Source organism: Shewanella dokdonensis (assembly GCF_018394335.1).
Taxonomy (GTDB): domain Bacteria; phylum Pseudomonadota; class Gammaproteobacteria; order Enterobacterales; family Shewanellaceae; genus Shewanella; species Shewanella dokdonensis.
On record NZ_CP074572.1, the window covers coordinates 2,449,207 to 2,473,755 of the forward strand.

The following is a 24,549-nucleotide window of genomic DNA, read 5'->3' on the forward strand; positions in this document are numbered from 1 at the left end:
GTGGTTTCATAGCCATACATTAGCGACACGCTAGCCGAAACATACCTCGGCCCAACGCGCCAACCCAGCGGTGACTGAGCCAAAGTCGTTACCGCTCACCAAAGGCACCTGTGGTAACACTTCGGCTACTGCTTGGCGCAGGACGGGTGACCGCGCGGAACCGCCGGTCATAAAGATCACATCTGGCGTACAGCCCCCTAAGGTTAAGGCCTCTCGCACCAGTTTTATGATCTGCTGTTTGGGGCCATCTAACGCTTGCAGCATCTCATCGTAATGGATGGTGAGTGGTAGCGCTTCAGTCGCCAACTCCAGCGTACTGTGAAATTCCGGCAGTTGTGACAGCGCAATTTTAGCTTCTTCGGCGCGGCGTACCAGGCTATAACCGAGGGTGTCGTGATACACCTGTAACAGGCGTGCCAGCTTTTGTGGTTCTTGTGCTTCTTTGTGTAGCAGTTTGAGTTCTGCCAGATTGCGCTGAGCGTAAAAATCGTTTTGTGCTGACAGATCGTTAATTGCTACTGGATTCCACAGCTGTTTCATTGGCATTTCTAGCCCAGAGTCCAGCAAACTGCCCAAGCCGAAATATGGCATCAGTTGCCGAAACGCCAGATGAATATCCAAGTCGTTACCGCCAACACGTTGGCCACTGTGTGCCAGCAAACTGCCACTGCGATCTTTTTGTTTACGCCAGTTAGGCCCCATTTGCAGCAAGGAACAGTCGGTCGTACCACCACCGATATCCACCACCAGTACGGTTTGTTGCTGCGTCAACCCGGCTTCATATTCCAGCCCGGCGGCGACCGGTTCAAACTGAAATTCAATCTGCCGGAATCCGGCTCGAGTGGCAGCTCGGCGCAAAATGTTCTCTGCTTGGCGGTTAGACTCTTCGCCGCCGCTGCCTTGGAAGTTAATTGGCCGACCAATAACGGTATCGTCGATGACTTGCTGGCTAACCTGTTCCGCCCGCCGTTTGATGTTAGCCATCATGGCGCACACTAGATCTTCAAAAAAGCTTAGCTGAACCTCATGCAAGCCCATCGCACCGAGAAATGATTTAGGGGATTTGACGTAATATAAGTCTTGCGGATGCGCCAGATACAAGTCCAATGCCGCCTGACCAAACAGCAGATCATCCGCTTGCAGGTCGATACCTTCTTCGCGGTTGGTTGCAACGGCACGGCGCAGCAACTGTTGACCAACGGCATCCAGCGGCTGGATCTGATAATGCCGCAACAGGTACTCAGAGACTGAATCGCGGGTCGGTGCTGCCAGCGTTGATGGCAGATAGAAGCTGGCATTTTCCAGTGGTAACAGCCGTGGCTCGCCATCTTGCATATGTGCGACCGAGCAGTTGGAAGTGCCGTAATCAAACCCGATAAACATCAGTTATTCCCGTATTGCCGCAAACAAAGCCGCATAAACTAACGCAAATCGCGTGCGAATGCCAATGCCGTTACCAGCATCTTTGTGTTTACCTTGCCCCAGGTGAGCATCATTGGTGACTCTGCAATAAAACCGCCAACATTTGCGATATAAGACAGCCTTCCCTGAACAATAATGTTGCTATTTTTGAAATTTACCCACTGAAAATATAAGAAATTTTAACTAAGATACATGCTCTTATGGCTTGCGGGTGGCATATCGCAATAGCTAAATCGGGCCCAGCATGCGGGCATGGGTAATGTAATCCTTCAACGTCAAATTGCTATATCATCGGCACAGTGGCGCTGGTAGACGATGAAAACATGGAGCTGTATACATGGATTGGAAAGCATTTTTTGTTGTAGGTGCGGTGACTTTGGTACTGGGCGTGGTATTGCTAGTCCCAGGATTGATGCTGGGACGGAAGTTAAGTAAAACGTCGTCCAATGAGTTTGTTACCAGCGTCATTACCAAACATGGGCTGGTATTTGGTGTTGTATTTGTGGTGAGCTTGCTGCTGGCATCTACCGCACGGTACTTTGCACCTAATTCATTTATCGGCCATTGGACAGCAACAGATGAAGGTTTATACAGCTTTATTGTCGTATTGTCGGTACTGGCGATAGTGATTGAAAAACTATTGCTGTTGTTTGGCATTAATTTGGTGAGCAACAAGCGTAGGAAATGATTTTTTCTCATTTTCTTCTTGTTAAATTGCGTTCGGGCAAATGCGAGCTGTCTTAGGCTTATGCTCAATAATAGGGAAGTAATTGCGCCAGATATACCGAGCCGTAAGATGTGAGCTGAAGCCAATCCAGATTTTGAGGCGACTTCGTCAATCGTGTACGTCAGTAGTGTACGTCAATAGTGTAATAGCCCAGCGACTTATTCTCGATGCGTGCATCGGATTGTTTGTGTACATAAACGGATAATCGCTACAAAACAACTATGCAAACGTAACCACTTCTATCCGATTACCATCATAATCACCAATAAATGTAGCGTAATAGTTAGCACCATACTGCTCTCTATATCCAGGTGCGCCATCTGCTACTGCACCAAGCTCCATTGCGATTTTGTAAAATGTATCAACCATATCAATAGATTTAGCTCTCAGACACACATGAAACCCGTCACTAACCTGACCTGTAGAGATATTTTTCCGTTCATTAATCCAAAATTCTGGATATTTTTCCCGAATCCTACCGTGCCCGTCTTTTTCTCTAGTACTGTATAGCCCAATACAGCGAGCACGGTTGAGTAGAAGTTTTCACTACGTTTTAAATCTCTGACTGGTATTGAAATATGGTCGATCATAGATTTCACCCGCTCCAAGTGTGTAGTTAAGCAAATACACTAACATTATATTAGTGCACATGCGCGTTTTCCTCGTTACCTTGATTACTCCTGTTCTGACGGTAGCTAAAGTTTGCTACAGCAAGGCTTGAAAGGCGGTGTCCATCACAGCAAAGCCTTTGAGCGATATAAATCCAGACGTTCAAGCCAGACTTGAATTCTCCACTTGTTATTAAATATTCTTTCTTTATTATTATAAAAACGATTAACCATTATAATTAATGCCGAAATTTTTAATTGCACGATTTAATGTCGGTAACAATGTATCCATATCACAATAATAGGTAGCATGGCTATAATCTTTTTTATCACCAACAAATAATGAAATTGATGAACTTCCTAACATTTTGAAATCGTTTTTGTCATTGCCTAATGATATTGTATGGTTAAAGTCAATCCCTAATAACTTAAGAGTGTTCTCTTTATCTGTGTGCTGGGGAGTAATATCAAAAATTCCTTCATTTTTATGGAAATTAATCTCATTGAGTATTTTATTATTTTCAAGATGTTCTTTAATTAAATTGCTATATTTTCCATCTAATATAAGAATTTTAGTGATACCTAGCTTTATCGCTTCTCTTTCCTCTATCTCACCTAAAGAAAGCTGACGTATATAGTCGTGGAATTCGTGAGCTTTAGTTGAAAATGAGTAATTCCAGTCAGTGTCTAGAACATATGACATATCAATATGATTCAATAACTCTAAAATTTTATTTACATCATCATTTTTAAAGTGATTGGAAATAATTATTTTTCCGTTATACCATGCCTGTCCGCCATTACATCCAACTAATATAGTGTTATGTAAGGTATTAGGAATTAAAGGTAACATATCTCTAACCGGACGAGCTGATGCAAAAAAACGTTAAAATATGTTGATAAATTCAGTATGTAATCACTAATCGTATCATGCATTTTTACGCCATTTTTTATTACAGTCCCATCCAAGTCAAAAACAATATTTAATTTATTATTTAAAGCTACTTTCATATGTTTATTTTACCCATTAAGTTAAATCCAAAATTCTTGCTTATAATTTCTTAAATAAGAAAGTCGTGTTTAGGATTGGCTATAGACTAAAATGTAAAACATGTTAGTATCGGCAGTATTAGCTCGATTACTAGAAGAATTAGCTCAAATGGCGAAAATTCAACTTACTAAGTTTGCCCCTAACAGTTCGATTCGGGTACATCATCTAAGGGATAGGGCTCCCATCTTTGATTGGCATGCTCACGATTGCTTTGAGTTGTTGATGTTGATTGGTGGTTCAGGTAATCGCTACATTGGTGATGATGTGTCCAAAAGCAGTAAAGACGAGTTAATTCTTATCCCACCTTTTATGCCTCATACTTGGGACTCAACTTATAATGCCGAACATGTGGTTATCATTTTATTTAGTCAGGAATTATTAAACCTCAATATTCCAGAAATGTACTCATTAAAGCATTGGCTAAATGATATACATAACGGTGTATCGCTAACACTAGAAAAAAGTATTCATTATGATTGTTATATCGAGCCACTGATAAAATTAAAGAAAACCTCATCTTTTGAAAGAGTAACAACCCTACTATCAGTGTTAAATAAATTTTTCAATGATACTCAACTGTACAATGAAGTTTTTATGTACCATCCTCACAGAAATGTGACAAAACTGATTGATTTTTTAGAAGGTCAAAACGAGAAATCTCTTTCTAGTTGTGCTAAAGCCTTAAACATGAGTGAATCCACATTAAAGCGCTGGATAAAGAATGAATTAAACACTACTTTTACTGACCTGTATCGCCAGGTTAGGTTGAAAAAAGCACAAAACTTACTTGCCTGTTCACAAATACCTATCCCAATCATTGCCGAACAAAGTGGTTTTAATAGTATTAGATCTTTTAATGATGCTTTTAAAATAAGTTTAAAAATGACTCCGATTCAATTTCGCAATAAATATAAATGGAGAAAATCTAACACTGTAACTTTTCGTGAAGTTAAATAGTGTAATAATTTAATGTTTTTTGGTTGTAACTTATTTATATATAATATATTTTCATGTTTTTAAACATTGTCTAACATTCTTTAGCAAGTAAATACCTAATTCTCAGTCCTTGTTAATATTACTGAACAAATATATCTGATATCTATCACTACCAATCATTTTACCTCATTAGAAAGGTGGGGCGAAACATGTGGTGACGTGTAAATTTTAAGGAACCACTACCCGCGAATTCAACTCCGAAAATACAGACAACGCCTTTTCTTCTTCGGAATTGCCAAGGCTTTTACTGAAAGATGCCGTAGTCGAGATAAGCCGTGCTTGGGCATCCATATTCTCCACAGCATTAGGGAGCAGACAGATACGAGTTACACCTCGGCCTTGTTTTGTAAGCTTTGGGGCAGTGCCTGTAACTGGGATGCTGCATTGCCACTGGGAGCTATGATGCTATGTTTGAAATATTTCTCAATATTGGCGGCGGTTATCTCAGTGGTGTGCGGGTTATACATGCTGTATAGACCTTATGTCGCGAGAACAAGGTCATCTACTTCTTTTCTTTTCCAATACACACATTTTAGGTCATTTCGTTTTAAACAGATTGCCGCGCCAGTGGCAATGTAATGCCAGTTTGGTGTCAGCGTGATGGGTAGCGCGACAGGCATTGCGCTACCACCTTAACAGACTCAAGGCGGCAATATTCCTCATCAGTAAGGGGCGTGCGGAGTTATCGCAGTTGCATCAGCAGCAGCGTAGGCGTATATTCGTTTTTATTTAATTGCCTAGGCAAATATTCGCATGGCATACTTTACCGCCGACAAGATAGAACAAACCCAATTTTCGCTGGGTCACCTGTTGCATCTGGTGAACCAATACAAAGACCGGGTACTCACCCGGCACTTATTGCCGCTGGATATCACGGCGCAACAGTTCAGAGTGATGATGTTGCTCCACCGCGATCATGTTGAAAGCTGCCAAGTGCTGAGCCAGCGTCTTTCTATTGATGGCGGCGCGATTACTCGCATGTTAGATCGGCTGGAACAGAAACAGCTACTACAGCGGGTACGACATGACGATGACCGGCGACGCATTGCACTGCAACTTACCGACAGTGGCCATGCTTTGTGTCAGCAGATGCCAGAAGTGATTGCCGAAGAGTTGAACGAATTCACCCAGGGACTGGATGACCAAGACATTGCACAGTTGGAACACTTGCTGCGCAAAATTCTTATCGCCGGTGGTGTGCTGGAGCCGCAACCGGAATAACCCTTTATCTGAATATCGAACGAGACATTTCATTTATGGTTGAGCAAACAACAGACAAACAGCCAGCAGCACCTTCCTCGGCAAAACCCAGCAAACGTAAGACATACCTGTTGGGATTGTTGCTGGTTGCTGCCGCAACAGGCATTGGGGCATACGTCTACCATCAGGAATATGGCCGGTTTTATGAGGACACTGATGACGCTTATGTCCAAGGTAATCTTATCTCTATTGCCCCTAAAATTGCTGGGACGGTAACTCAAGTCTTTGCCGACGAAGGGGATTATGTGGAGAAAGGGCAGACGCTGGTAAAGCTGGATCCCAGTGATGCTAGGATTGCACTGGACAGCGCCGAAGCAAGCCTAGCCAATGTGGTGCGTCAGACTCGTGGTTTGTATAACGATGTCGACAACTACCAGGCTCAGGTGCAGGTGCAGGAAGTCAATTACCGGCAGGCGCAAGCCGATTATCAGCGGCGGGTTAAACTGGCGAAAAGTAAGCTGATCTCTGATGAAGAAGTCATCCATTACCATGACAGCCTGAAAGCCGCCGAGAATCAGTTAACCGCGGTAAAACAGGCTCTGAACGCTAAGCTGGCACTCACCGAAGGTGTCACTATTGCCAATCATCCGGCGATTAAGAGTGCGATTGCCCAGTTGCAGAATGCCTATCTTAACTTGCAGTACACCCAGATTAAGGCACCAGAGTCTGGCTATATTGCCAAACGTGCGGTGCAGGTTGGGCAACAGTTGACCGTTGGCAATGCGTTATTGGTGGTGGTGCCATTGCAGCAGGTTTGGATTGACGCCAATTTTAAAGAAAGCCAGATGGCGGATATGCGCATTGGTCAGCCGGTGGATATCGTGGCGGATCTCTATGGTGATGATGTGCATTTTAATGGGCATATCGCTAGCCTAGGGCTTGGTACCGGCAGTGCCTTTGCGTTGTTACCGGAACAAAATGCCACTGGCAACTGGATCAAAATCGTGCGGCGTCTGCCGGTGCGGGTCGTGCTGGATGATGTGCAGCAGCTTAAGCAACATCCGTTGCGTATTGGGCTGTCAACGTTAGTGACTGTGCACCTCAAGGATGAAAATGGTCCATTGCTGGCGCAAACACCAGTGACTAAGCCGCGTTTCAGCACCGATATTTACGACGATCAACTGCAACATGCCCATAAACTGGTTAACCAGATCCTTCAGGAAAATGGTATCAACCTTGATGTAGCCGTCACCGCTGAAAGTAAGGGCAACTAACGGATGAGCAACTATCAGTTCCGGCCGCAGAGTTTGGCGCTGGCGACACTGGGATTGTCGTTGGCGACCTTCATGCAGGTACTGGATACCACCATTGCCAACGTGGCATTGCCCACCATTGCGGGTAACCTCGGGGTATCATCAGATCAAAGTACCTGGGTGATCACTTCTTTTGCGGTCTGTAATGCGATTGCGCTGCCGTTGACCGGCTGGGTATCGCGTACGATTGGCGAAACCAAGCTGTTTCTTATCTCAGTGATCATGTTTGCGATTACCTCGTTCCTGTGTGGTATCGCGCAGTCAATGAATGAGCTGATCCTGTTTCGGGCATTGCAGGGGTTTTTCTCAGGGCCGTTGTTCCCGATGTCACAGACGCTGATGATGGCGATTTTCCCGCGAGATAAGCGGGGGTTAGCACTAGCGTTGATCGGCATGGTGACTGTGGTTGCGCCGATCGTTGGGCCAATAACCGGCGGCTGGATCACCGATAATTACTCTTGGCGCTGGATCTTTTATATCAATGTTCCCATTGGGATTTTTGCTGCATTGCTGGTGTTTATTCAACTCCGTGGTCGCCAAGAAGACACGGTGCGCAACCCCATCGATTTTGGCGGGCTGTCGCTGCTGGTCATTGGCGTCGGAGCATTGCAGATCATGTTGGATAAAGGCAATGACCTCGATTGGTTCTCGTCCAATTTTATTGTGTCATTGGGACTGATATCGCTGGTGTCGCTGGTCGCTTTTGTTATCTGGGAGCTCACCAGTGATCATCCTATTGTGAATCTGTCGCTGTTCCGTGACCGTAACTTTACTGCGGGTACCATTGCGCTGGTGCTGGGCTACGCGGCCTTTTTTGCTATCGCGCTTATCTTGCCTCAGTGGTTGCAAATCAACATGGGCTATACCGCCATCTGGGCGGGATTAGCGGTAGCACCAATGGGCGTTATTCCGCTATTAACGTCGCCACTGATGGGAAAATATGCGCACAAGTTTGATCTACGGCTGCTGGTGACGGGGTCCTTCATTGTGATGGGGGCGTCTAGTTTTATGCGGGCCGGCTTTAATTTGCAGGTGGATTTTGCCACGGTGGCGTTAGTGCAGTTATTTATGGGCATCGGCGTGGTGTTGTTTTTCATGCCGCTGACCACCATTTTAATGTCAAATCTGGAACACCATGAGATTGCCGATGGTTCTGGGCTTGCCACTTTCCTGCGGGTGTTGGGGGCAGTTTTGCTTCGTCGCTCAGTATCTGGTTGTGGGATCGGCGCGAAATATTCCATCGGGCGCAGCTCAACGAAAATATCAGTTTGTTAAATGATAAAGCACAGCATTATTTACAGCAGCTGGGCGGGGTTACCCAAAGTAATCTGGCACAAGTTGAACGCTTGCTGCAACAGCAGGCGGTAATGATGTCAACCATCGACTACTTCACGCTGCTGGGCTGGATGTTTGCGGGGTTGATAGTGATTATCTGGTTTGCTAAACCACCTTTCTTTCATAGTCATTAAGCGTTAGTACCAAGGACGGTACACATCTGCTAACGAAGTTTAGCTGACAAAATATTGTATAAAATATGTGATTTATGTTAATGAATAGCTGATTCTTTCAGTAATAAATTCAATAACAAAACTCATGAATATCTATAAATCTCTACTATGTGTTGCGCCCTTGCTACTGGGTCTTGGTGGTTGTGCCGCTTCTGGCACTGCCACAGACAGCAGCGCTGCACTCACCCTCAAACGTATTTATCAAGATAAAGCATTCAAACTGCAACGTGCGCCTTACTTTCGTTGGCTGGATGATGGCAGTGGTTATACCGTGCTGGAGCCCCGCGATAAACAAGCCGACGCCAAGCCCAACGTAGCTGAAGAAGAACACGGCGTCAAAGGTAGCGACATCGTGTTTTATCAAGCCGATGGTAGCGGTCGAAAGGTGTTGGTGTCGCTGGAACAATTAACGCCAAAGGGGGCCAAAGAGGCGCTCACCATTGAAGATTATCAGTGGTCAGATGATGGTCAATGGTTGCTGGTGTTCACCAATGGACAAAAGGTATGGCGCAGCCGTTCCCGCGGTGATTTCTGGGTGTTAAATCTCAAGAGCAACACATTGTACCAATTGGGCGGTGCACAACCCGCGGCTAAAAAGCTGATGTTTGCTAAATTCTCGCCCGACAGTAAACGCGTGGCGTATGTTCAAGATAACAATATCTACCTAGAGGCGCTGGGCAGCAGCAAGGTAACGCAGCTCACTCATGATGGCAGCGATACCTTAATCACCGGCCATTTTGATTGGGTCTATGAAGAGGAATTCAGCATCAAGGATGGTTTCCTCTGGAGCCCTGACAGCCAGAATATCGCCTATTGGCAGCTCGATAGCAGCGGCGTGAAGTTATTCACCATGATCAACAACACCGCCGGGCTGTATCCAACGATTACCCAGTTCCCTTATCCGAAAGCCGGTGAACAGAATTCCGCCGTGCGTATTGGGGTGGTGAATGTTAAGGACGGCAAAACCCGCTGGGCACCTTTGCCGGGGGATAACCGTGACCGCTATGTGCCGCGCATTAGTTGGGCTGGCACCAGTGAAGCGGTGTTGATCCAAGATGTGAATCGGCCACAGAACACCAATGTATTGCGCTTGTTTGACTGGCAAAAGCAGCAACTGCACACCATTATGACCGAACATGATGCGGCGTTTTTGGAGTGGTTTTATCCAGCCGAGTGGGAAAAAGACGGCAGTCATTTTATCTGGCACAGTGAACGTGACGGTTGGCGCCACCTGTATCGAGTTTCCCGCGACGGCAAAAGCGTGGTCGATTTAACGCCGGGTAACTATGATGTGGTCGAACTGCTGACCTTAAATGAAGCCACCAACAGTCTCTATTTCACCGCCTCACCCGATCATCCAGAAGCACGCTATCTGTTTAAGGCCAGTCTCGATGGCAGCGGCCAAGTGACCCGCATTACTCCAGAACAATTTAGCGGCAATAACCGTTACTACATTGCCAAAGATGGCAGCCTAGCGATGCACACTCACAGCCGCTTTGATGTGCCGCCTTCCAGCGAAATCATCAAAGTCGATGGTCATAAAACCATTAAAGCGCTGACCGATAATGCAGAGCTAAAGGCTAAACTCGCCAAACTGGATCTACCGCAACATCAGTTTTTCCAGGTCAAAGCGCGTGATGGCGTGGTGCTGGATGGTTGGGTGATGTTGCCGCCGCATATGGATAAATCCAAAAAATACCCGATTATTTTTTATGTCTACGGCGAACCTTGGGGCTCAACGGTGCAAGACGCCTGGGGCGGCGATAACTATTTGTGGTCCAGCATGATGGCGCAGCATGGTTTTATCATGGTGTCGGTGGATAACCGTGGCACCCGTGCGCCTAAGGGCCGTGATTGGCGTAAATCCATCTATAAGAAAATTGGCACAGTGACTGTGCGCGATCAGGTGGATGCGCTGGATGCCATGGCTAAACGCTGGCCGCAAATCGATACTGCGCGCGTGGGTGTTTGGGGGCATTCCGGTGGTGGTAGCTCAACGCTGAACTTGCTGTTCCGTCATGGTGATAAATTTAAGGTCGGCGCTGCATTTGCGCCAGTGGCGGATATCCGGCTGTATGACTCAATTTACCAGGAGCGTTACTCAGGCAATCCGAATACAGATCCCGCAAGCTATACCCAGAGTTCACCCATCAGCTTTGCCAAAAATCTCACTGGCAAGTTGCTGCTGGTGCACGGCACCGGTGATGACAATGTGCATTATCAGGGCACTGAAGAGCTGATCAACGAGCTGGTGAAATACAACAAGCAGTTTGAGTTTATGTCATACCCAAACCGCACCCACGCGCTTAAAGAAGGTGAGGGGACAAGCTTGCACCTGCAAACATTGAAGACCCGCTTCTTCGAAAAATATCTGTTGCAACCCACTCACTAGCGGGACACAGTAATCGCCAAAAGCAGTGCCGATGGGTGCTGCTTTTTCTTTTAACCAGATAGTTATCTAATCACTAACCACAGATGTTCCAGCGATGACTCTGGTGACTTTGGCGGTACTGTTGCTGGCGATTGTTCGTCGTCGACAGTGCCTGTCGCCTGCTGACAATAATGATGCAGTGTGGCGTCTGCTAGGGTAAAAATGTCCCATCAGTACTTTTTGGCCGATGCTAATGATGTTGAGCGTTTATGAATATCGGTTGAATTGGCATTTTTAGTGATCAATATCACATTTAATATTAGTCATTTATCAATATGCGACATCTTTACCACTATAGCTAAGACAAAATGACTCATAGCAAATTTGTTAATAAATGGAGTTAAAATCTAAAATTAAGATATAAACAGTTTAATATTCTTAAATAAAACTATTTATCTATGTTTGATTCTGTCAAAAATCATATGTGATCAATGTCACTTGTCGTTATTTGTTATCTATTTTCCATTTGCGGATAATTAGATCACGGATAGTGGCGCTATTGGCTGCTTTCCGAACGGGTGGTCTGCGGACTGCCAATCGTACTCATAACAACAAGTGTGAGATCTCCTATGAACAGACGACAGTTTTTCAAACTGTGTGCAGCCGGGGCGGCAACTTCAGCGATTTCTGCGCTGGGGTTGATGTCTGACAAGGCCTATGCCGCAGTGCGAGAGTTCAAGCTGCTCAGAGCCAAAGAAACCCGCAATAATTGCCCTTATTGCTCAGTGGGTTGTGGCCTGTTGATGTACAGTCAAAACAGCGGCGGCAAAAACTCAGAACATGCAATTTTCCATATCGAAGGTGATTCAGACCATCCAGTAAGTCGTGGCGCATTATGCCCGAAAGGTGCTGGTCTGGTGGACTATGTTAACAGTCCTCACCGTCTGCAATATCCAGAGTATCGTGCTGCCGGTAGCAATAAATGGCAGCGTATCAGTTGGGATGAAGCGTTCAAACGCATTGCCCGCCTGATGAAGCAGGATCGCGATGCCAACCTGTTGCAGAAAGATGCTATGGGTGTCACCGTCAACCGTTGGCTCACTACCGGGATGATGACTTCGTCCGGTATGTCGAACGAAAGCGGTATTGCGACCCAGAAATTCGCCCGTGCTCTTGGCATGGTCGCGATCGATACTATTGCGCGTAACTGACACTCCCCAACGGTAGCAAGTCTTGCTCCAACATTTGGGCGTGGTGCCATGACCAACCACTGGATCGATATCAAGAATTCCAATGTGATCGTGATTATGGGCGGTAATGCTGCGGAAGCACATCCTGTCGGTTTCGGCTGGGTGACAGAAGCGATGCAACACAATAATGCCAAATTAATCGTGGTCGATCCCCGTTTTAACCGTAGTGCCGCATTGGCCGATCACTATGCACCCATACGTTCCGGTACGGACATCGCGTTCCTGCTGGGGGTTATCCGTTATCTGATCGACACCAAACAGGTGAACTACGACTACGTGAAAGCGTATACCAACGCCAGTTATATCATCCGCGAAGACTTTGATTTCCATGATGGTCTGTTCAGCGGCTTTGATGAAGAAAAAGGCGCTTACAACACCGAATCCTGGTATTACGAACTGGATGAACAGGGCTACGCGAAAGTCGATGACACCCTGCAACATCCTCGTTGCGTCTGGAACCTGCTGAAACAGCATGTGGCACGTTATGACTTCAAGACCGTCAGTAACGTTACTGGAACGCCGATAGATGATTACCAGACGGTGTGCGAAATGATCGGCAGCACTCACACCAAAGATCGGGTGGCCACCTTTATGTATGCGCTGGGCTGGACCCATCACAGCAAAGGTGCACAGAACATCCGTACTATGGCGATGGTGCAACTGTTGCTGGGCAACATCGGTCAGCTGGGTGGCGGCGTGAATGCGCTGCGTGGTCACGCTAACGTGCAGGGCGCTACTGACATGGGGCTGCTGGCACAAAGCCTGCCGGGTTATCTGAAACTGCCAAGTGATAAAGAACCGACACTGGCAGCGCATTTAACCGCACATACGCCTAAACCTTTACGTCCGGGCCAGACCAACTACTGGCAAAACTATCCGAAGTTCTTCGTGTCACTGCTGAAATCATTCTGGGGCGATGCCGCCACTGCTGAGAACGATTTTGGCTACGACTGGTTGCCAAAATGGGATCAGATGTATGACTTCGGTAAGCACATCGACATGATGTACCGCGGCCAGGTTAACGGGCTGCTGGTGCAAGGGGTTAACGCCATTAACTCCATGCCGAACCGCAATAAGACGCTGAAGGCTCTGAGCCAACTGAAGTATCTGGTGGTGCTGGATAACCTGTCATCTGAGACTGCGACCTTCTGGCAAAATGAACCTGGCTTCAACGAAGTGAACACCGCGGAGATCCAGACCGAAGTGTTCCGTCTGCCAACTACCTGTTTTGCTGAAGAAGAAGGTTCCATCGTTAACTCCGGTCGCTGGATGCAGTGGCACTGGAAAGGCGCTAATGCGCCGGGTGAAGCGATGGCCGACTCCGAAATCGTCTCAGGCATCATGTTGGAGCTGAAAAAGCTCTATCGTGACGAAGCTGGCGTGCTGCCAGAACCTGTGGCAGCGGTGAACTGGCACTATGCCGTTGAGCATAATCCAAGTTCAGAAGAACTCACCAAAGAGCTGAACGGTTACGATGTTGCTAGCCGCCGTCAGGTCAGTGGTTTTGGTGAACTGAAAGCCGATGGCAGTACCGCATGTGGTTGCTGGCTGTATGCTGGTTCCTGGACCGAAGAAGGTAATAACATGGCGCGCCGTGATAACCATGACCCATCAGGGAAAGGGATCACGCCGGGATGGACCTTCGCATGGCCGATGAATCGCCGGGTACTCTACAACCGCGCTTCTTGTGATATCAATGGTAAACCGTGGGATCCAGAACGTACCATCGTCGAATGGAAAGATGGTAAGTGGCACGGTATCGACGTGGGTGACTTCAACATGAAGCTGACCCCACAAGAAACCGCCAGTCCATTCATTATGCAGCCTGAAGGTGTGGGTCGTCTGTTCGCCCTGAAGCTGCTGAAAGAAGGACCGTTCCCGGAACACTACGAACCGGTTGAGTCTCCCATTGGTACTAACCCGCTGCATCCTAAGGTGGTGCACAGCCCAGTGTTACGCTGGTTTGAAGGGGTTAAAGAGACTATCGGCACCAAAGAGGAGTTCCCGTACGCCTGTACCACCTACTCGCTGACCGAACACTTTAACTTCTGGACCACACACTGCCGACTGGCTGCGATTTCCATGCCGGAAACTTTTGTGGAAATGAATGAAGTGCTGGCCGCCGAGAAGGGCATCAAGAATGGCGACTGGGTGAAGGTTAGCTCCAAACGGGGTCATATCATCACCAAAGCGCTGGTGACCAAACGGTTGCGGCCACTGCAAGTAAACGGCCAGGTAGTGCACACTTTGGGTATCCCGCGTCATGGCAGTCACAACGCACTGATCAAGAAGGCTTACACCTGTAACGTACTGACCACCGAAATGGGGGATGCCAACACCGGCGTACCTGAGTACAAGGCGTTCTTGGTTAACGTAGAAAAGGCGGAGGGCATCTGATTATGGCTGAACAAGATATCATTCGCCGCTCTGGCACCACCGACATCACGCCTGCCTCGCAGGCGCGTGTTGGCGGCGTGAAGCAAGTTGCCAAACTGTTCGACGCGACCAAGTGTAATGGCTGCAAAGCCTGCCAGGTGGCCTGTTCAGAATGGAACGATCTACGTGAAGAGGTTGGTGAGTTCAGTGGTTCTTACCAGAACCCACCATCACTGTCGCCAGAATGCTGGACCTTGATGAAGTACAACGAGATTGAGGAGGCTGGCAAGTTACGTTGGCAGTTTACTCACTCGGCGTGTATGCACTGTGCCGATCCGGCTTGTTTGAAGGCCTGTTCTACCGCTGGCGCGATTATTCAGCGCGCCAACGGCACGGTGGATTTTGATTCGGACAAATGCATTGGCTGTGGTTACTGTGCCAGTGCTTGTCCGTTTGATATTCCGAAGATCAGTGCCAAGGACAACAAGGCTTACAAATGTACCTTGTGTTCCGACCGCACCGCTGTTGGGCTGGAGCCTTCCTGTGTCAAGACCTGTACCACTGGCGCACTGCGTTATGGTACCCGCGAGGACATGCTGTTCTATGCGGAAAAACGGGTGGAGGAACTCAAGGCGCGCGGCCACAAAAATGCCGGATTGTATAACCCTGAAGGCGTGGGTGGCACTGCGATGATGATGATCTTCCATGATATCAATGATCCTGAAAGCTACTACATGCCGAAAGATCCCCAAGTGCCATTGGCAACCGAAGTCCGTCAGGACTGGCTCAAACCATTAGGCACCGCGGGGCTTATCGCTACTGCCGCCTTTGCGTTGATGCACCGCATCACCGTGGGGCGCAATATCGTGGAGGAAGATCAACCGGGCTACATTGATGCTGCGGCCGAGAACGAGGAGGACAGCAAATGAACAAGCAAGAGATGATTGTGCGTCATAAGCTGTTTGACCGGTTATGTCACTGGACCATTGTTGTGGTTGGGCTAGTGACCTTTCTTACCGGCTTTTCCTTCTTCTACCCGTCGTTTCAGTGGCTTGGTGGGATTGTGGGAACACCGCAGTTAGCCAAAGTGCTGCACCCGTTTTTGGGATTGCGATGTGTTTGCTGCTGGGGTTGCTACTGATCCGTTATTACCACCATAACAAATGGGATAAGTATGACTGGCCTTGGATGAAAGCCGTGGTGTGGGTACTGTTGCAGAAAGAGGAAAACATTCCGCCGGTGGGACATTACAACCCCGGACAGAAGATGTTGTTCCGCGCTTTCGTTATCTTTGTGATCGCCTTTATCGTGACCGGCGTGATCATGTGGCAACCGTACTTTGCACCTCTGTTTGAGGCCTCCACTGTTAACTGGGCAACGCTAATCCATGCGGCCTGCGCCATTCTGATGCTGATTGCCATCGTGGTGCACTTCTGGATGGCGACCTGGATCGAAGGTTCCATTACCGGCATGTTGTACGGCAAGGTTTCTAAAGCCTGGGCACGTAAACATCATCCGGCGATGTTGGACGATTTTAAAGAAGAGGAGAAGTAGAGATGACATTTGCCAGTGAGATCCCGTTGAGTCTGGGTGATAAATCGCCCTTGGCACTCAAGCCGCTGTTGGCGGCCAAGCCACAGGACATTTATCGTCACCGCGCCGAACGGCTGGAAACATTAGCCGAGGGTCGCCGCTGGCAGACTATCTCAAGCTGTGCCGGTCGTTAGTGACCACTCAGTTAAAGCTAGCTCAGGCGGACGAATTCGGTCCGGCACCTGAGCTGGATATGACGCAGCCCATGCCGTTGTCGCTGCAATATACCGCCGATAACCGCTACTGGCTGGTGCAACTGCAATCACTGTTAAGTGAGATGTTGCCATTGGCACCGGCAGCGGTTGCCGGGGTGATCCGCGAATTGATGGCGCTGACACCGGAGCAACAAGCCGCCTATGGTAACAGCTTGCGCCAAGGGCATCTGAGTGATGTTCCTGCTCAGTACAGCCTGTTTCTGTGGGCAGCTTTGTCAGCCTATTGGGCCCATTGGGCACCTATGGTGATTTCACGGATGGATATAGCGGCTATCAAACAGACCGCACTCTGTCCGGTTTGTGGTAGTCATCCGGTGGCCAGTGTGATCCGCGAGGAGCCAAGGGAAGGATTGCGTTATCTGCATTGCAGTTTATGCGAAACACAGTGGCATTATGTGCGCGCACAGTGTACTAACTGTGATGACGCCAAGCAGTTGTCGTTGTGGGCCTTTGATGATCACCAGGCAAACATCCGCATCGAAACCTGCGATCATTGCCATGGTTATACCAAGATGCTGTTTGTTGCCAAAGATCCGCGTATGGAAGTGGTGGCAGACGATCTGGCTTCGCTGGGACTGGATAGCCAACTGAGTGACAAAGGGTACAGTGCTACCACATTGAACCCATTACTGCTGGCGCATGAGTCGTAGGCACGGCAGCCTGGAATACCCGGGAGGGTCGTTGGCCCTCCCTTTATTGTTTTGCTATTTGTGACAGATGATGACCCAAGTATTTGAGACTCCAGAAAAGCTCTACCGTGCATTGCCCTCTATGGATGCTTTGCTGACCATGGCGGCGCTGCAACCATTATTGCAGCAGTATGGTAAGGCGGCATTCAAACAGGCACTGAATCAGATGCTGGTAGCGGCGCGGGCGCAGATTGCTGCGTGCCAGCAATTACCTGCGTGGTTGCGTGACGATACGGAGATTTTCGAGTATTTAGCTGATCAATTGCAGGCGAGCCATCGCCATAGTTTACAGCCGGTTTGGAACCTTACCGGCACGATACTGCATACCAATCTTGGGCGCTCGCAGCAGTCTGAGGCCGCAATTGCCGCCGTGGTTTCAGTGATGCGCTATCCCACACCGCTGGAATTTGAACTGGAAGCGGGTAAACGTGGGCATCGTGACACCACTGTCAGCGAACTTATCCACCGTCTGACGGGCGCTGATGCTGCTGTGTCGTCAACAACAATGCCGCGGCGGTGTTATTGATGCTGTCGGCGGTTGCTGCGGGTAAGGAAGTGATTGTTTCCCGTGGTGAGCTGGTGGAGATTGGCGGCGCATTTCGTATTCCTGACATTATGCGTCAGGCCGGATGTACGCTGGTGGAAGTTGGTACCACCAACCGTACGCATCTGCGTGACTATGAAGCGGCCATTACCGAAAACACTGGTGCCATTATGAAGGTACACACCAGCAATTATCATATCAGTGGCTTTACGGCGGCGGTGGATGAAGCCTCGCTAGCGAAATTGGCGCATGAGCGCGGTTTGCCGCTGCTGTCCGATCTCGGCAGTGGTGCGCTCACGGATATGCGCCGCTTTGGTCTGAAACCGGAACCAACACCACAAGCGATGCTGGCAGATGGCGTGGATTTGCTGAGTTTCTCTGGCGACAAACTTTTGGGGGCCGCAATCTGGGTTGATTGTGGGTAAACAATCGCTGCTTGACCAGTTACAGCGTCACCCACTGAAGCGGGCATTGCGCTGCGACAAGCTGATCCTGGCGGCACTGGAAGCCACATTACGCCACTATTTGAACCCAGAAACCCTAGATCGCGAGTTGCCGATTATGGCGAAGTTCGCGCGCACCAAAGTGCAACTGCAATCTCAGGCTGAACGTCTGCTCGCGGCCCTTGCGCCCATTTACGCTCCGGTTTACCAGCTGCAGAGCATGGAATGCCACACTCAAGTGGGCAGTGGTTCACAGCCAGATACCTTTTTACCCTCAGTGGCATTAGCTTTTCAGGCAGCAGATGGCGGTTCTATTCTAGCGCTAGAGCGACATTTCAAAACGGCAACCCGCCCGGTGATCGGCCGCATTGCCAATGAACAGTTGTTGCTGGATCTGCGTGGCGCCGATGACTTTGATGAATTACTGACTGACCTGCAAACCCTGGGGACAGCCTTATGATTATTGTCACTGCCGGCCATGTGGATCATGGTAAGACCGCGGTGATCCAGGCGCTTACCGGCATGAATGCCGATCGGCTGCCAGAAGAGCAACGCCGTGGCATGACCATCGACCTTGGCTATGCTTTTTTACCTATGCCAGATGGCAGTCGGCTGGCATTTATCGATGTGCCAGGGCATGAGAAGTTTATCAATAACATGTTAGTTGGCGTCAGCCATGCGCGTCATGCCTTGCTGGTTATCGCTTGCGATGATGGGGTGATGCCACAAACCCGTGATCATCTGGAAATCTTGGCATTGTTGCCGCTGCTGAGTCTGACGTTGGTGCTGACCAAAATCGATCTGGTGGAACCGCCACGTCAGGCACAGGTGCTTAACGATGCTTTACTGTTACTGCAATCCCATGGACTGGAAGCCGCTGGTGTGTTTCCTGTCTCGGCGCTGACGGGCGATGGTATTGATGACCTGCGGCAGCATATTTATGGCTTATCGGCCGATCCAGCCGATGAACAACAGCTATTTCGGATGGCGTTAGACCGGGCTTTTACCGTGAAAGGCGCGGGTTGTGTGGTAACAGGCACGCTGATCAGCGGCCAGGTTACTGTCGGGGATGCTCTTTACAGCTCGGCGCAGCAAGGTGCGCTGCGGGTTCGAGCCGTGCATGCCCAGGGACAAGAAACGCCGTCGGCAACAGCTGGTAATCGGGTTGCATTAAATTTAGCGGGTACTGACAGCAATCGGCCGCCACAGCGAGGTGATTGGCTGAGCAGTATCCCAGTTCCGCCCCCAGTGAACGGCCAGTGGTGGTGATCCATGCGCGTGAACCTGTGGGGCATTGGCAGAGCGTGCATTGCCATCATGGTGCGGAACATACGCTGGCACACCTGTCGTTATTAGGTGAACCTGGCCCTCAAGGTCAGCAACTGGCGGAGTTAGTGTTAGAACAGCCGCTATTATTGTGTCAAAACGACCGGGTGATCCTGCGTCATGCTAATGGCAAGCAGACACTAGGCGCTGGCCGAGTATTGGCGCTCAGCGTGCCGAATCGTCGCAAACGGACACCGCAACGGCTGGGATCCTTATGGGCATTGGCGCAAGCTACCGATGCGGTTACCGCCTTGCAACAACTGGCGACAAGCGCAGCACTGCCTGTGGATGAGGTCATCTGGCGCTGGCAGTTGAGTGAAAACGGCTTACAGCAGTTACTGGCGCAGACCGGACTGCAAAAAATTGCGCAATGGCTGGTTGCTCCCGCATTGCTGGAACAGGAAGCTGCGCGCTTTATTGAGGTATTGGCAGAATATCACCAACAGGCCCCCGATCAATTAGGGGTGGGATTAAGTCGGTTGCTGCGGATGTGCCACTGTACCTTGCCCGATGACGTGGCTAAAACCCTGGTGGCACAGTTAATCCACCAAGAACGTTTGTTGAATCGTGGCACTATGCTGCATTTACCGCAGCATAAACAGCAGTTATCCGCGGACGCAGAGGCCTTTTGGCAGCAGTTGTTGCCGTGGTTGTTGCAGCAATCTGGCCCCGTGTGGGTAACCGATATGGCCGATGCGCTTGCGGTCGATTCAGACCATATTCGCCCTTGGTGTATCCAGTTGGTACAGCAAGGCTATATCAGTGCCATCGTCAAAGACCGCTATATGCTTAATTTTCGATTGTGTGAGATCGCCGATTCCATCCGTGAACATTTCCGTTACCATGACGCCTTGGAAACTGCGGAGTTTAAAGCGCTGGCAGGGCTTGGCCGCAAAGTGGCGATTCAGTTACTGGAATTTTTTGATCGCAGTGGCTTTACTCGCCGCAAGTATCGTTCGAACAGCCGTGATATCCGGGATGGGGAATTATTTCGGGATCGAGGTGAGTGGCGGAAGAACATAGGAGTCGAACCTACCCGGGACTGCTGGCAGCCCCACCCGGATTTGAAGTCCGGACGCCTCACCGGAGACGACGTTCTTCCTCTGAAAGACACAGAGATAATAAATAATGATTGAACATTATTCAACGAAACTTTTATTTTCAGACATCCTTTGTGATCGGGATAATCATTTATATTTTTCACATAGCTTTTTAATTAAACAGTAGTTCATGGGGTGCTTATGTACGATAATTGCGCAGATGTTGTAGTTGAAAAAATATCACCCTTTTTGAACGTGATAAATGTTCAGAATTTACCGATAAACTCGCGAATGAAGTGCGGGTGGCATTGGTCTACAACGGCATTTCACACACAGTGATGCTTGCCAGTCCACAGGATTTGGAAGAGTTCGCCATCGGCTTTACTTTGTCTGAACGAATCGTTTCAAATATCAATGAAATCAAAGGTGTTGATGTTGAGTACGTTGAGAGCGGTATCATCATTTACATCGAAATCACTCAGCGTTGCTTTGCTGATTTGAAAGAACATCGGCGTAGTATGGCCGGGCGTACTGGCTGCGGCTTATGTGGTGTTGCACAACTTGATGATGCGGTAAAACCAATTAAAACTGTTGATTCAGATGCAGTTTTTAATATGGAACTGTTGCCATCTATTTTAGATAAGGCAAAAAAGAAACAGAGTAATTTTGAATTAACTGGGGCAACACATGCTGCCTTAGGGTTAAATAATCAAGGAGAAGTTATCTATATATACGAGGACATTGGCAGACATATTGCCATGGATAAACTTATCGGGGCATTTTCCCGCCGTAATGCGGAGAAGCCTGTCGCTGTGTTGTTAACCAGTCGTGCAAGTTTTGAAATGGTGCAAAAGGCCGCCAGTGCCGGTATTCAAATCCTGTTCGCCATGTCGGCCGTCACTGCACTGGCCGCGGATCTGGCAGAAAAGAGCAATATCACCCTCGTCGGTTTTTGCCGTAATGGCCGCGCCAACGTTTACTGCCATAGTTTCCGGCTACAAAACACGCTCGCCCGGTAAAAACCATCCAATCCGTATTCTCGTGTCGAGAAACCGTATGGGCAGCTGCATAAACGCAGCTGCCTTGGGAGTGTTGTACTTTTTGGGAGTCAATTTATGACCTGGCAACAGTTTAAACAAGATTATCTGGTGCGCTTCTGGGCACCTATGCCTGCGGTGATTGCTGCGGGGATCCTTTCGACTTATTACTTTGGCCTAACGGGCACTTTCTGGGCGGTAACCGGTGAATTTACCCGCTGGGGCGGCCACTTGTTACAACTGGTGGGGATAGATCCCAGCAACTGGGGTTATTTTAAGATTATTGGCCTGAAAGGTACCCCACTTGACCGTATCGACGGCATGATGATCATCGGTATGTTTGGCGGTTGTATTGCGGCAGCGTTGTGGGCCAATAACGTTAAGCTGCGGCTGCCACAAAGCCGCATTCGTATCGCTCAGGCTTTGCTGGGTGGCATTATTGCCGGTTTCGGTGCTCGTTTAGCGATGGGCTGTAATTTGGCAGCTTTCTTTACTGGGATCCCACAATTTTCCTTACATGCTTGGTTCTTTGCGCTAGCAACGGCTGTGGGTTCTTACTTTGGTGCCAAATTCTCTTTGCTACCTATGTTCCGTGTGCCGCTAAAACTGAAGAAGGTCGATAAAGCCAGTAACATTGCCCAAGATCAGCAGCAGGCTAAGCGGCGGTTCCGTATTGGTATGTTGGTGTTTGTCGCGGTGATCGGTTGGGGGCTGCTGACGATGGCTGACCATCCCAAACTCGGCATTGCGATGTTATGTGGTGTGGGCTTTGGTCTATTGATTGAACGGGCACAAATCTGTTTTACCTCTGCTTTCCGTGATATGTGGATCACCGGCAGAACTCACATGGCGAAAGCGATCATTCTAGGAATGGCAGTAAGCGCCATCGGCATCTACAGCTACGTGCAACTTGGTGTGTCACCTAAAATTATGTGGGCTGGCCCCAATGCCGTTATCGGTGGCTTGTTGTTTGGTTTTGGCATTGTGCTGGCGGGCGGCTGTGAAACTGGCTGGATGTATCGTGCCGTCGAAGGACAGGTACACTTCTGGTTTGTGGGGATTGGCAACGTGATTGGCTCCACCATCCTCGCCTATTACTGGGATGATCTGGCAACACCGTTGGCAACCAGTTGGGATAAGGTAAACCTGTTACAGAGCTTTGGTCCGATAGGTGGCTTGTTGTTGACTTACTTGCTGTTGGCGTTGGCATTTGCCGCTATGTTGCTTTGGGAAAAACGTTTTTTCCGTCGTAAGGGCGGGATGTCTGCCAAAATTGCTGCGGAGGTTGCATAATGACCCAATATATTCCTGACTATCAATTGGATATGGTGGGTGAACCCTGCCCATACCCGGCCGTAGCAACACTGGAAGCTATGCCGCAATTACAGCCGGGGCAGATCCTCGAAGTGATCAGCGATTGCCCTCAGTCCATCAATAACATTCCGTTAGACGCTAAAAATCACGGTTACAAGGTGCTGCAGATCGAGCAGAACGGCCCGACTATCCGTTATCTGATCCAGCGTTAACGGCTGATTATTGGTAGAACACGACTTGGCACCGCAATGGCGGTGCTTTTTTATGGCAAGTTACTGACGTATCCACAATGGCGCTGCTACAGTAGGGCTGAATGCTAATAGCACATTAAGGATATGAGATGCGACAGGTACAGTTTGATAACCCAGGTGAACCTTCGGTGTTGCATGTGGCCGACGCGCCGGTGCCACAGCCAATGACCGGACAGGTGCTGATCAAAGTCGCGGCGGCAGGCGTGAATGGGCCGGATCTATTTCAGCGTCAGGGCATTTATCCACCGCCACCAGAAGCATCACCAATCCTTGGCCTCGAAGTTGCGGGTGAAATTGTTGCGGTGGCGGAAAACGAAACCCGCTGGCAAGTGGGCGATTACGTGTGTGCCCTAGTGCCGGGCGGCGGCTACAGTGAATATGTATTGACCTGGGCGGGGCATTGCCTGCCGTTGCCGCAGGGCTGGAGTATGACAGAGGCGGCAGCTCTACCTGAAACGCTGTTTACCGTGTGGGGTAACCTGTTTATGCGCGGTGGCCTCAAACGGGGTGAAACCGTGTTGCTGCATGGCGGTTCTGGGGGAATTGGCTCAACCGCCATCATGTTGGCCAAGGCGTTTGGTTGCCGGGTGATAGCTACCAGTGGCACCGAGGAAAAACGTGACTACTGTTTGGCGCTCGGTGCTGATGCGGCATTTGATTATCACAATGGGGCCTTTGTGGAACCTGCGCTGGCCTTTACTGAAGGGCGTGGTGTTGATGTGGTGCTGGATATTACGGGCGGCAAGACTATCAATGCCGATCTGAAAGTGCTGGCGTTGGATGGCCGTTTGCTCTCTATTGCGACCCGAGAGGGCCGGATGGCAGAAGTGGATGTGGCATTGCTGATGTTTAAGCGCATTCTTTGGACCGGCTCGACATTACGGCCGCAGTCGGTGGCCGCCAAAGCCGAGATTGCCGCCCAGCTGCGGCAGATGGTGTGGCCCTTGCTAGAACGCGGACAACTGAAACCTACCCTCCATAAAATCTTACCACTGGAACAGGCCGCTGCGGCTCATCAGTTACTGGAGTCTGGCATGCATATGGGAAAAGTGGTGCTGACATTGTGACACTGGATGTCTTTATTCCAGCAGTAATAGCTGAAAATTCGCCGCTTATAGCAATTAAAAGATTTTTCTCGCACAAATTCGTTTGCGTTAGCGGCTTTTTAGGCTAAATTCCCATCTGACGCCAGAGAGCAGAAAAAACCGGGTGAAAAAAACAGCATTTTTGCTTGAAATATCACCTTTTTGCCGTTGATTCTGTAAAAGATTCTGC

General features: G+C 49.0%; 18 protein-coding genes, 1 tRNA gene and 5 pseudogenes. 20 read left to right on the plus strand and 4 right to left on the minus strand.

The genetic code is table 11. The features are described 5' to 3' along the window. Window positions 1–30 precede the first annotated feature (30 nt). The gene (gene yegD / locus KHX94_RS11745) at window positions 31–1,383 is read right to left on the minus strand and encodes a molecular chaperone (protein WP_213680779.1); all 1,353 of its coding nucleotides are present in this window, start codon (window positions 1,381–1,383) and stop codon (window positions 31–33) included. 376 nt (window positions 1,384–1,759) lie between these two features. On the opposite strand from yegD, the gene KHX94_RS11750 reads away from it, so the two are divergent. After that, entirely contained in the window at window positions 1,760–2,110 is a 351-nt protein-coding gene (locus KHX94_RS11750) for a hypothetical protein (protein ID WP_213680780.1), read from the plus strand. Window positions 2,111–2,983: 873 nt separating this feature from the next. Here the strand turns inward: KHX94_RS11750 and KHX94_RS11755 are convergent. After that, window positions 2,984–3,625: pseudogene (locus KHX94_RS11755) on the minus strand (HAD hydrolase family protein); the annotation flags it as partial. A gap of 243 nt (window positions 3,626–3,868) precedes the next feature. Between KHX94_RS11755 and KHX94_RS11760 the strand changes: the two are divergent. The 14 genes and pseudogenes from KHX94_RS11760 to KHX94_RS22030 form a co-directional block, all read left to right on the plus strand. Beyond that, window positions 3,869–4,765 carry an AraC family transcriptional regulator gene (locus KHX94_RS11760; protein ID WP_213680782.1) on the plus strand — a complete coding sequence of 299 codons (897 nt, stop codon included), beginning with the start codon at window positions 3,869–3,871 and terminating at the stop codon, window positions 4,763–4,765. 792 nt (window positions 4,766–5,557) lie between these two features. Beyond that, window positions 5,558–6,025, plus strand: a complete 468-nt coding sequence (locus KHX94_RS11765) for a MarR family transcriptional regulator (protein WP_213680783.1) — start codon at window positions 5,558–5,560, stop codon at window positions 6,023–6,025. Window positions 6,026–6,060: 35 nt separating this feature from the next. Then, on the plus strand, window positions 6,061–7,278 hold the full coding sequence (locus KHX94_RS11770; protein WP_213680784.1) for an HlyD/EmrA/EmrK family protein: 1,218 nt from the start codon (window positions 6,061–6,063) through the stop codon (window positions 7,276–7,278). Window positions 7,279–7,281: 3 nt separating this feature from the next. Further along, entirely contained in the window at window positions 7,282–8,592 is a 1,311-nt protein-coding gene (locus KHX94_RS11775; protein WP_280529563.1) for a DHA2 family efflux MFS transporter permease subunit, read from the plus strand. Beyond that, on the plus strand, window positions 8,586–8,786 hold the full coding sequence (locus KHX94_RS21135) for a hypothetical protein (protein WP_280529564.1): 201 nt from the start codon (window positions 8,586–8,588) through the stop codon (window positions 8,784–8,786). Before KHX94_RS11775 ends, KHX94_RS21135 begins: the two co-directional genes overlap by 7 nt. A gap of 124 nt (window positions 8,787–8,910) precedes the next feature. Continuing rightward, entirely contained in the window at window positions 8,911–11,217 is a 2,307-nt protein-coding gene (locus KHX94_RS11780; RefSeq protein WP_213680785.1) for a S9 family peptidase, read from the plus strand. Between the two features lie 608 nt (window positions 11,218–11,825). After that, the gene (fdnG, locus tag KHX94_RS11785) at window positions 11,826–14,843 is read left to right on the plus strand and encodes a formate dehydrogenase-N subunit alpha (protein WP_213680786.1); all 3,018 of its coding nucleotides are present in this window, start codon (window positions 11,826–11,828) and stop codon (window positions 14,841–14,843) included. Between the two features lie 2 nt (window positions 14,844–14,845). Then, window positions 14,846–15,751: a formate dehydrogenase subunit beta gene (gene fdxH / locus KHX94_RS11790; protein WP_213680787.1), complete on the plus strand. Its 906-nt coding sequence runs from the start codon at window positions 14,846–14,848 to the stop codon at window positions 15,749–15,751. Further along, window positions 15,748–15,963, plus strand: a complete 216-nt coding sequence (locus KHX94_RS20520) for a cytochrome b family protein (RefSeq protein ID WP_244859124.1) — start codon at window positions 15,748–15,750, stop codon at window positions 15,961–15,963. Before fdxH ends, KHX94_RS20520 begins: the two co-directional genes overlap by 4 nt. Then, the gene (locus KHX94_RS11795; protein WP_244859125.1) at window positions 15,936–16,376 is read left to right on the plus strand and encodes a formate dehydrogenase subunit gamma; all 441 of its coding nucleotides are present in this window, start codon (window positions 15,936–15,938) and stop codon (window positions 16,374–16,376) included. The genes KHX94_RS20520 and KHX94_RS11795 overlap by 28 nt, the downstream gene beginning before the upstream one ends. A 2-nt stretch (window positions 16,377–16,378) precedes the next feature. After that, window positions 16,379–17,280, plus strand: a pseudogene (gene fdhE / locus KHX94_RS11800) (formate dehydrogenase accessory protein FdhE). 67 nt (window positions 17,281–17,347) lie between these two features. Next, window positions 17,348–18,766 (plus strand): annotated as a pseudogene (gene selA, locus KHX94_RS11805) (L-seryl-tRNA(Sec) selenium transferase). After that, window positions 18,763–19,575 carry a selenocysteine-specific translation elongation factor gene (selB, locus tag KHX94_RS11810; protein ID WP_213680788.1) on the plus strand — a complete coding sequence of 271 codons (813 nt, stop codon included), beginning with the start codon at window positions 18,763–18,765 and terminating at the stop codon, window positions 19,573–19,575. The pseudogene selA and the gene selB overlap by 4 nt, the downstream one beginning before the upstream one ends. A gap of 35 nt (window positions 19,576–19,610) precedes the next feature. Beyond that, window positions 19,611–19,748 (plus strand): annotated as a pseudogene (locus KHX94_RS22030) (hypothetical protein); the annotation flags it as partial. Between the two features lie 2 nt (window positions 19,749–19,750). Here KHX94_RS22030 and KHX94_RS11815 read toward each other — a convergent pair. Continuing rightward, a complete protein-coding gene (locus KHX94_RS11815; RefSeq protein WP_213680789.1) occupies window positions 19,751–19,930 on the minus strand; it encodes a hypothetical protein in 180 nt (59 codons plus the stop codon). A 166-nt stretch (window positions 19,931–20,096) separates the two neighbouring features. On the opposite strand from KHX94_RS11815, the pseudogene KHX94_RS21805 reads away from it, so the two are divergent. Next, window positions 20,097–20,525 (plus strand): annotated as a pseudogene (locus KHX94_RS21805) (selenocysteine-specific translation elongation factor); the annotation flags it as partial. Between the two features lie 114 nt (window positions 20,526–20,639). Here KHX94_RS21805 and KHX94_RS11825 read toward each other — a convergent pair. Beyond that, window positions 20,640–20,734 (minus strand) — tRNA-Sec (locus tag KHX94_RS11825). Between the two features lie 177 nt (window positions 20,735–20,911). On the opposite strand from KHX94_RS11825, the gene fdhD reads away from it, so the two are divergent. From fdhD to KHX94_RS11845, 4 genes are all read left to right on the plus strand, one after another. Next, a complete protein-coding gene (gene fdhD / locus KHX94_RS11830; RefSeq protein WP_213683426.1) occupies window positions 20,912–21,691 on the plus strand; it encodes a formate dehydrogenase accessory sulfurtransferase FdhD in 780 nt (259 codons plus the stop codon). Between the two features lie 96 nt (window positions 21,692–21,787). Beyond that, complete coding sequence (gene yedE, locus KHX94_RS11835; RefSeq protein ID WP_213680790.1) at window positions 21,788–23,002, plus strand: selenium metabolism membrane protein YedE/FdhT; 1,215 nt, start codon at window positions 21,788–21,790, stop codon at window positions 23,000–23,002. Beyond that, complete coding sequence (gene yedF, locus KHX94_RS11840) at window positions 23,002–23,235, plus strand: sulfurtransferase-like selenium metabolism protein YedF (RefSeq protein ID WP_213680791.1); 234 nt, start codon at window positions 23,002–23,004, stop codon at window positions 23,233–23,235. Before yedE ends, yedF begins: the two co-directional genes overlap by 1 nt. Window positions 23,236–23,363: 128 nt before the next feature. Next, window positions 23,364–24,341 (plus strand): NAD(P)H-quinone oxidoreductase, encoded by a 978-nt coding sequence (locus KHX94_RS11845; RefSeq protein ID WP_213680792.1) that lies wholly within the window; start codon window positions 23,364–23,366, stop codon window positions 24,339–24,341. Window positions 24,342–24,549: the final 208 nt, after the last annotated feature.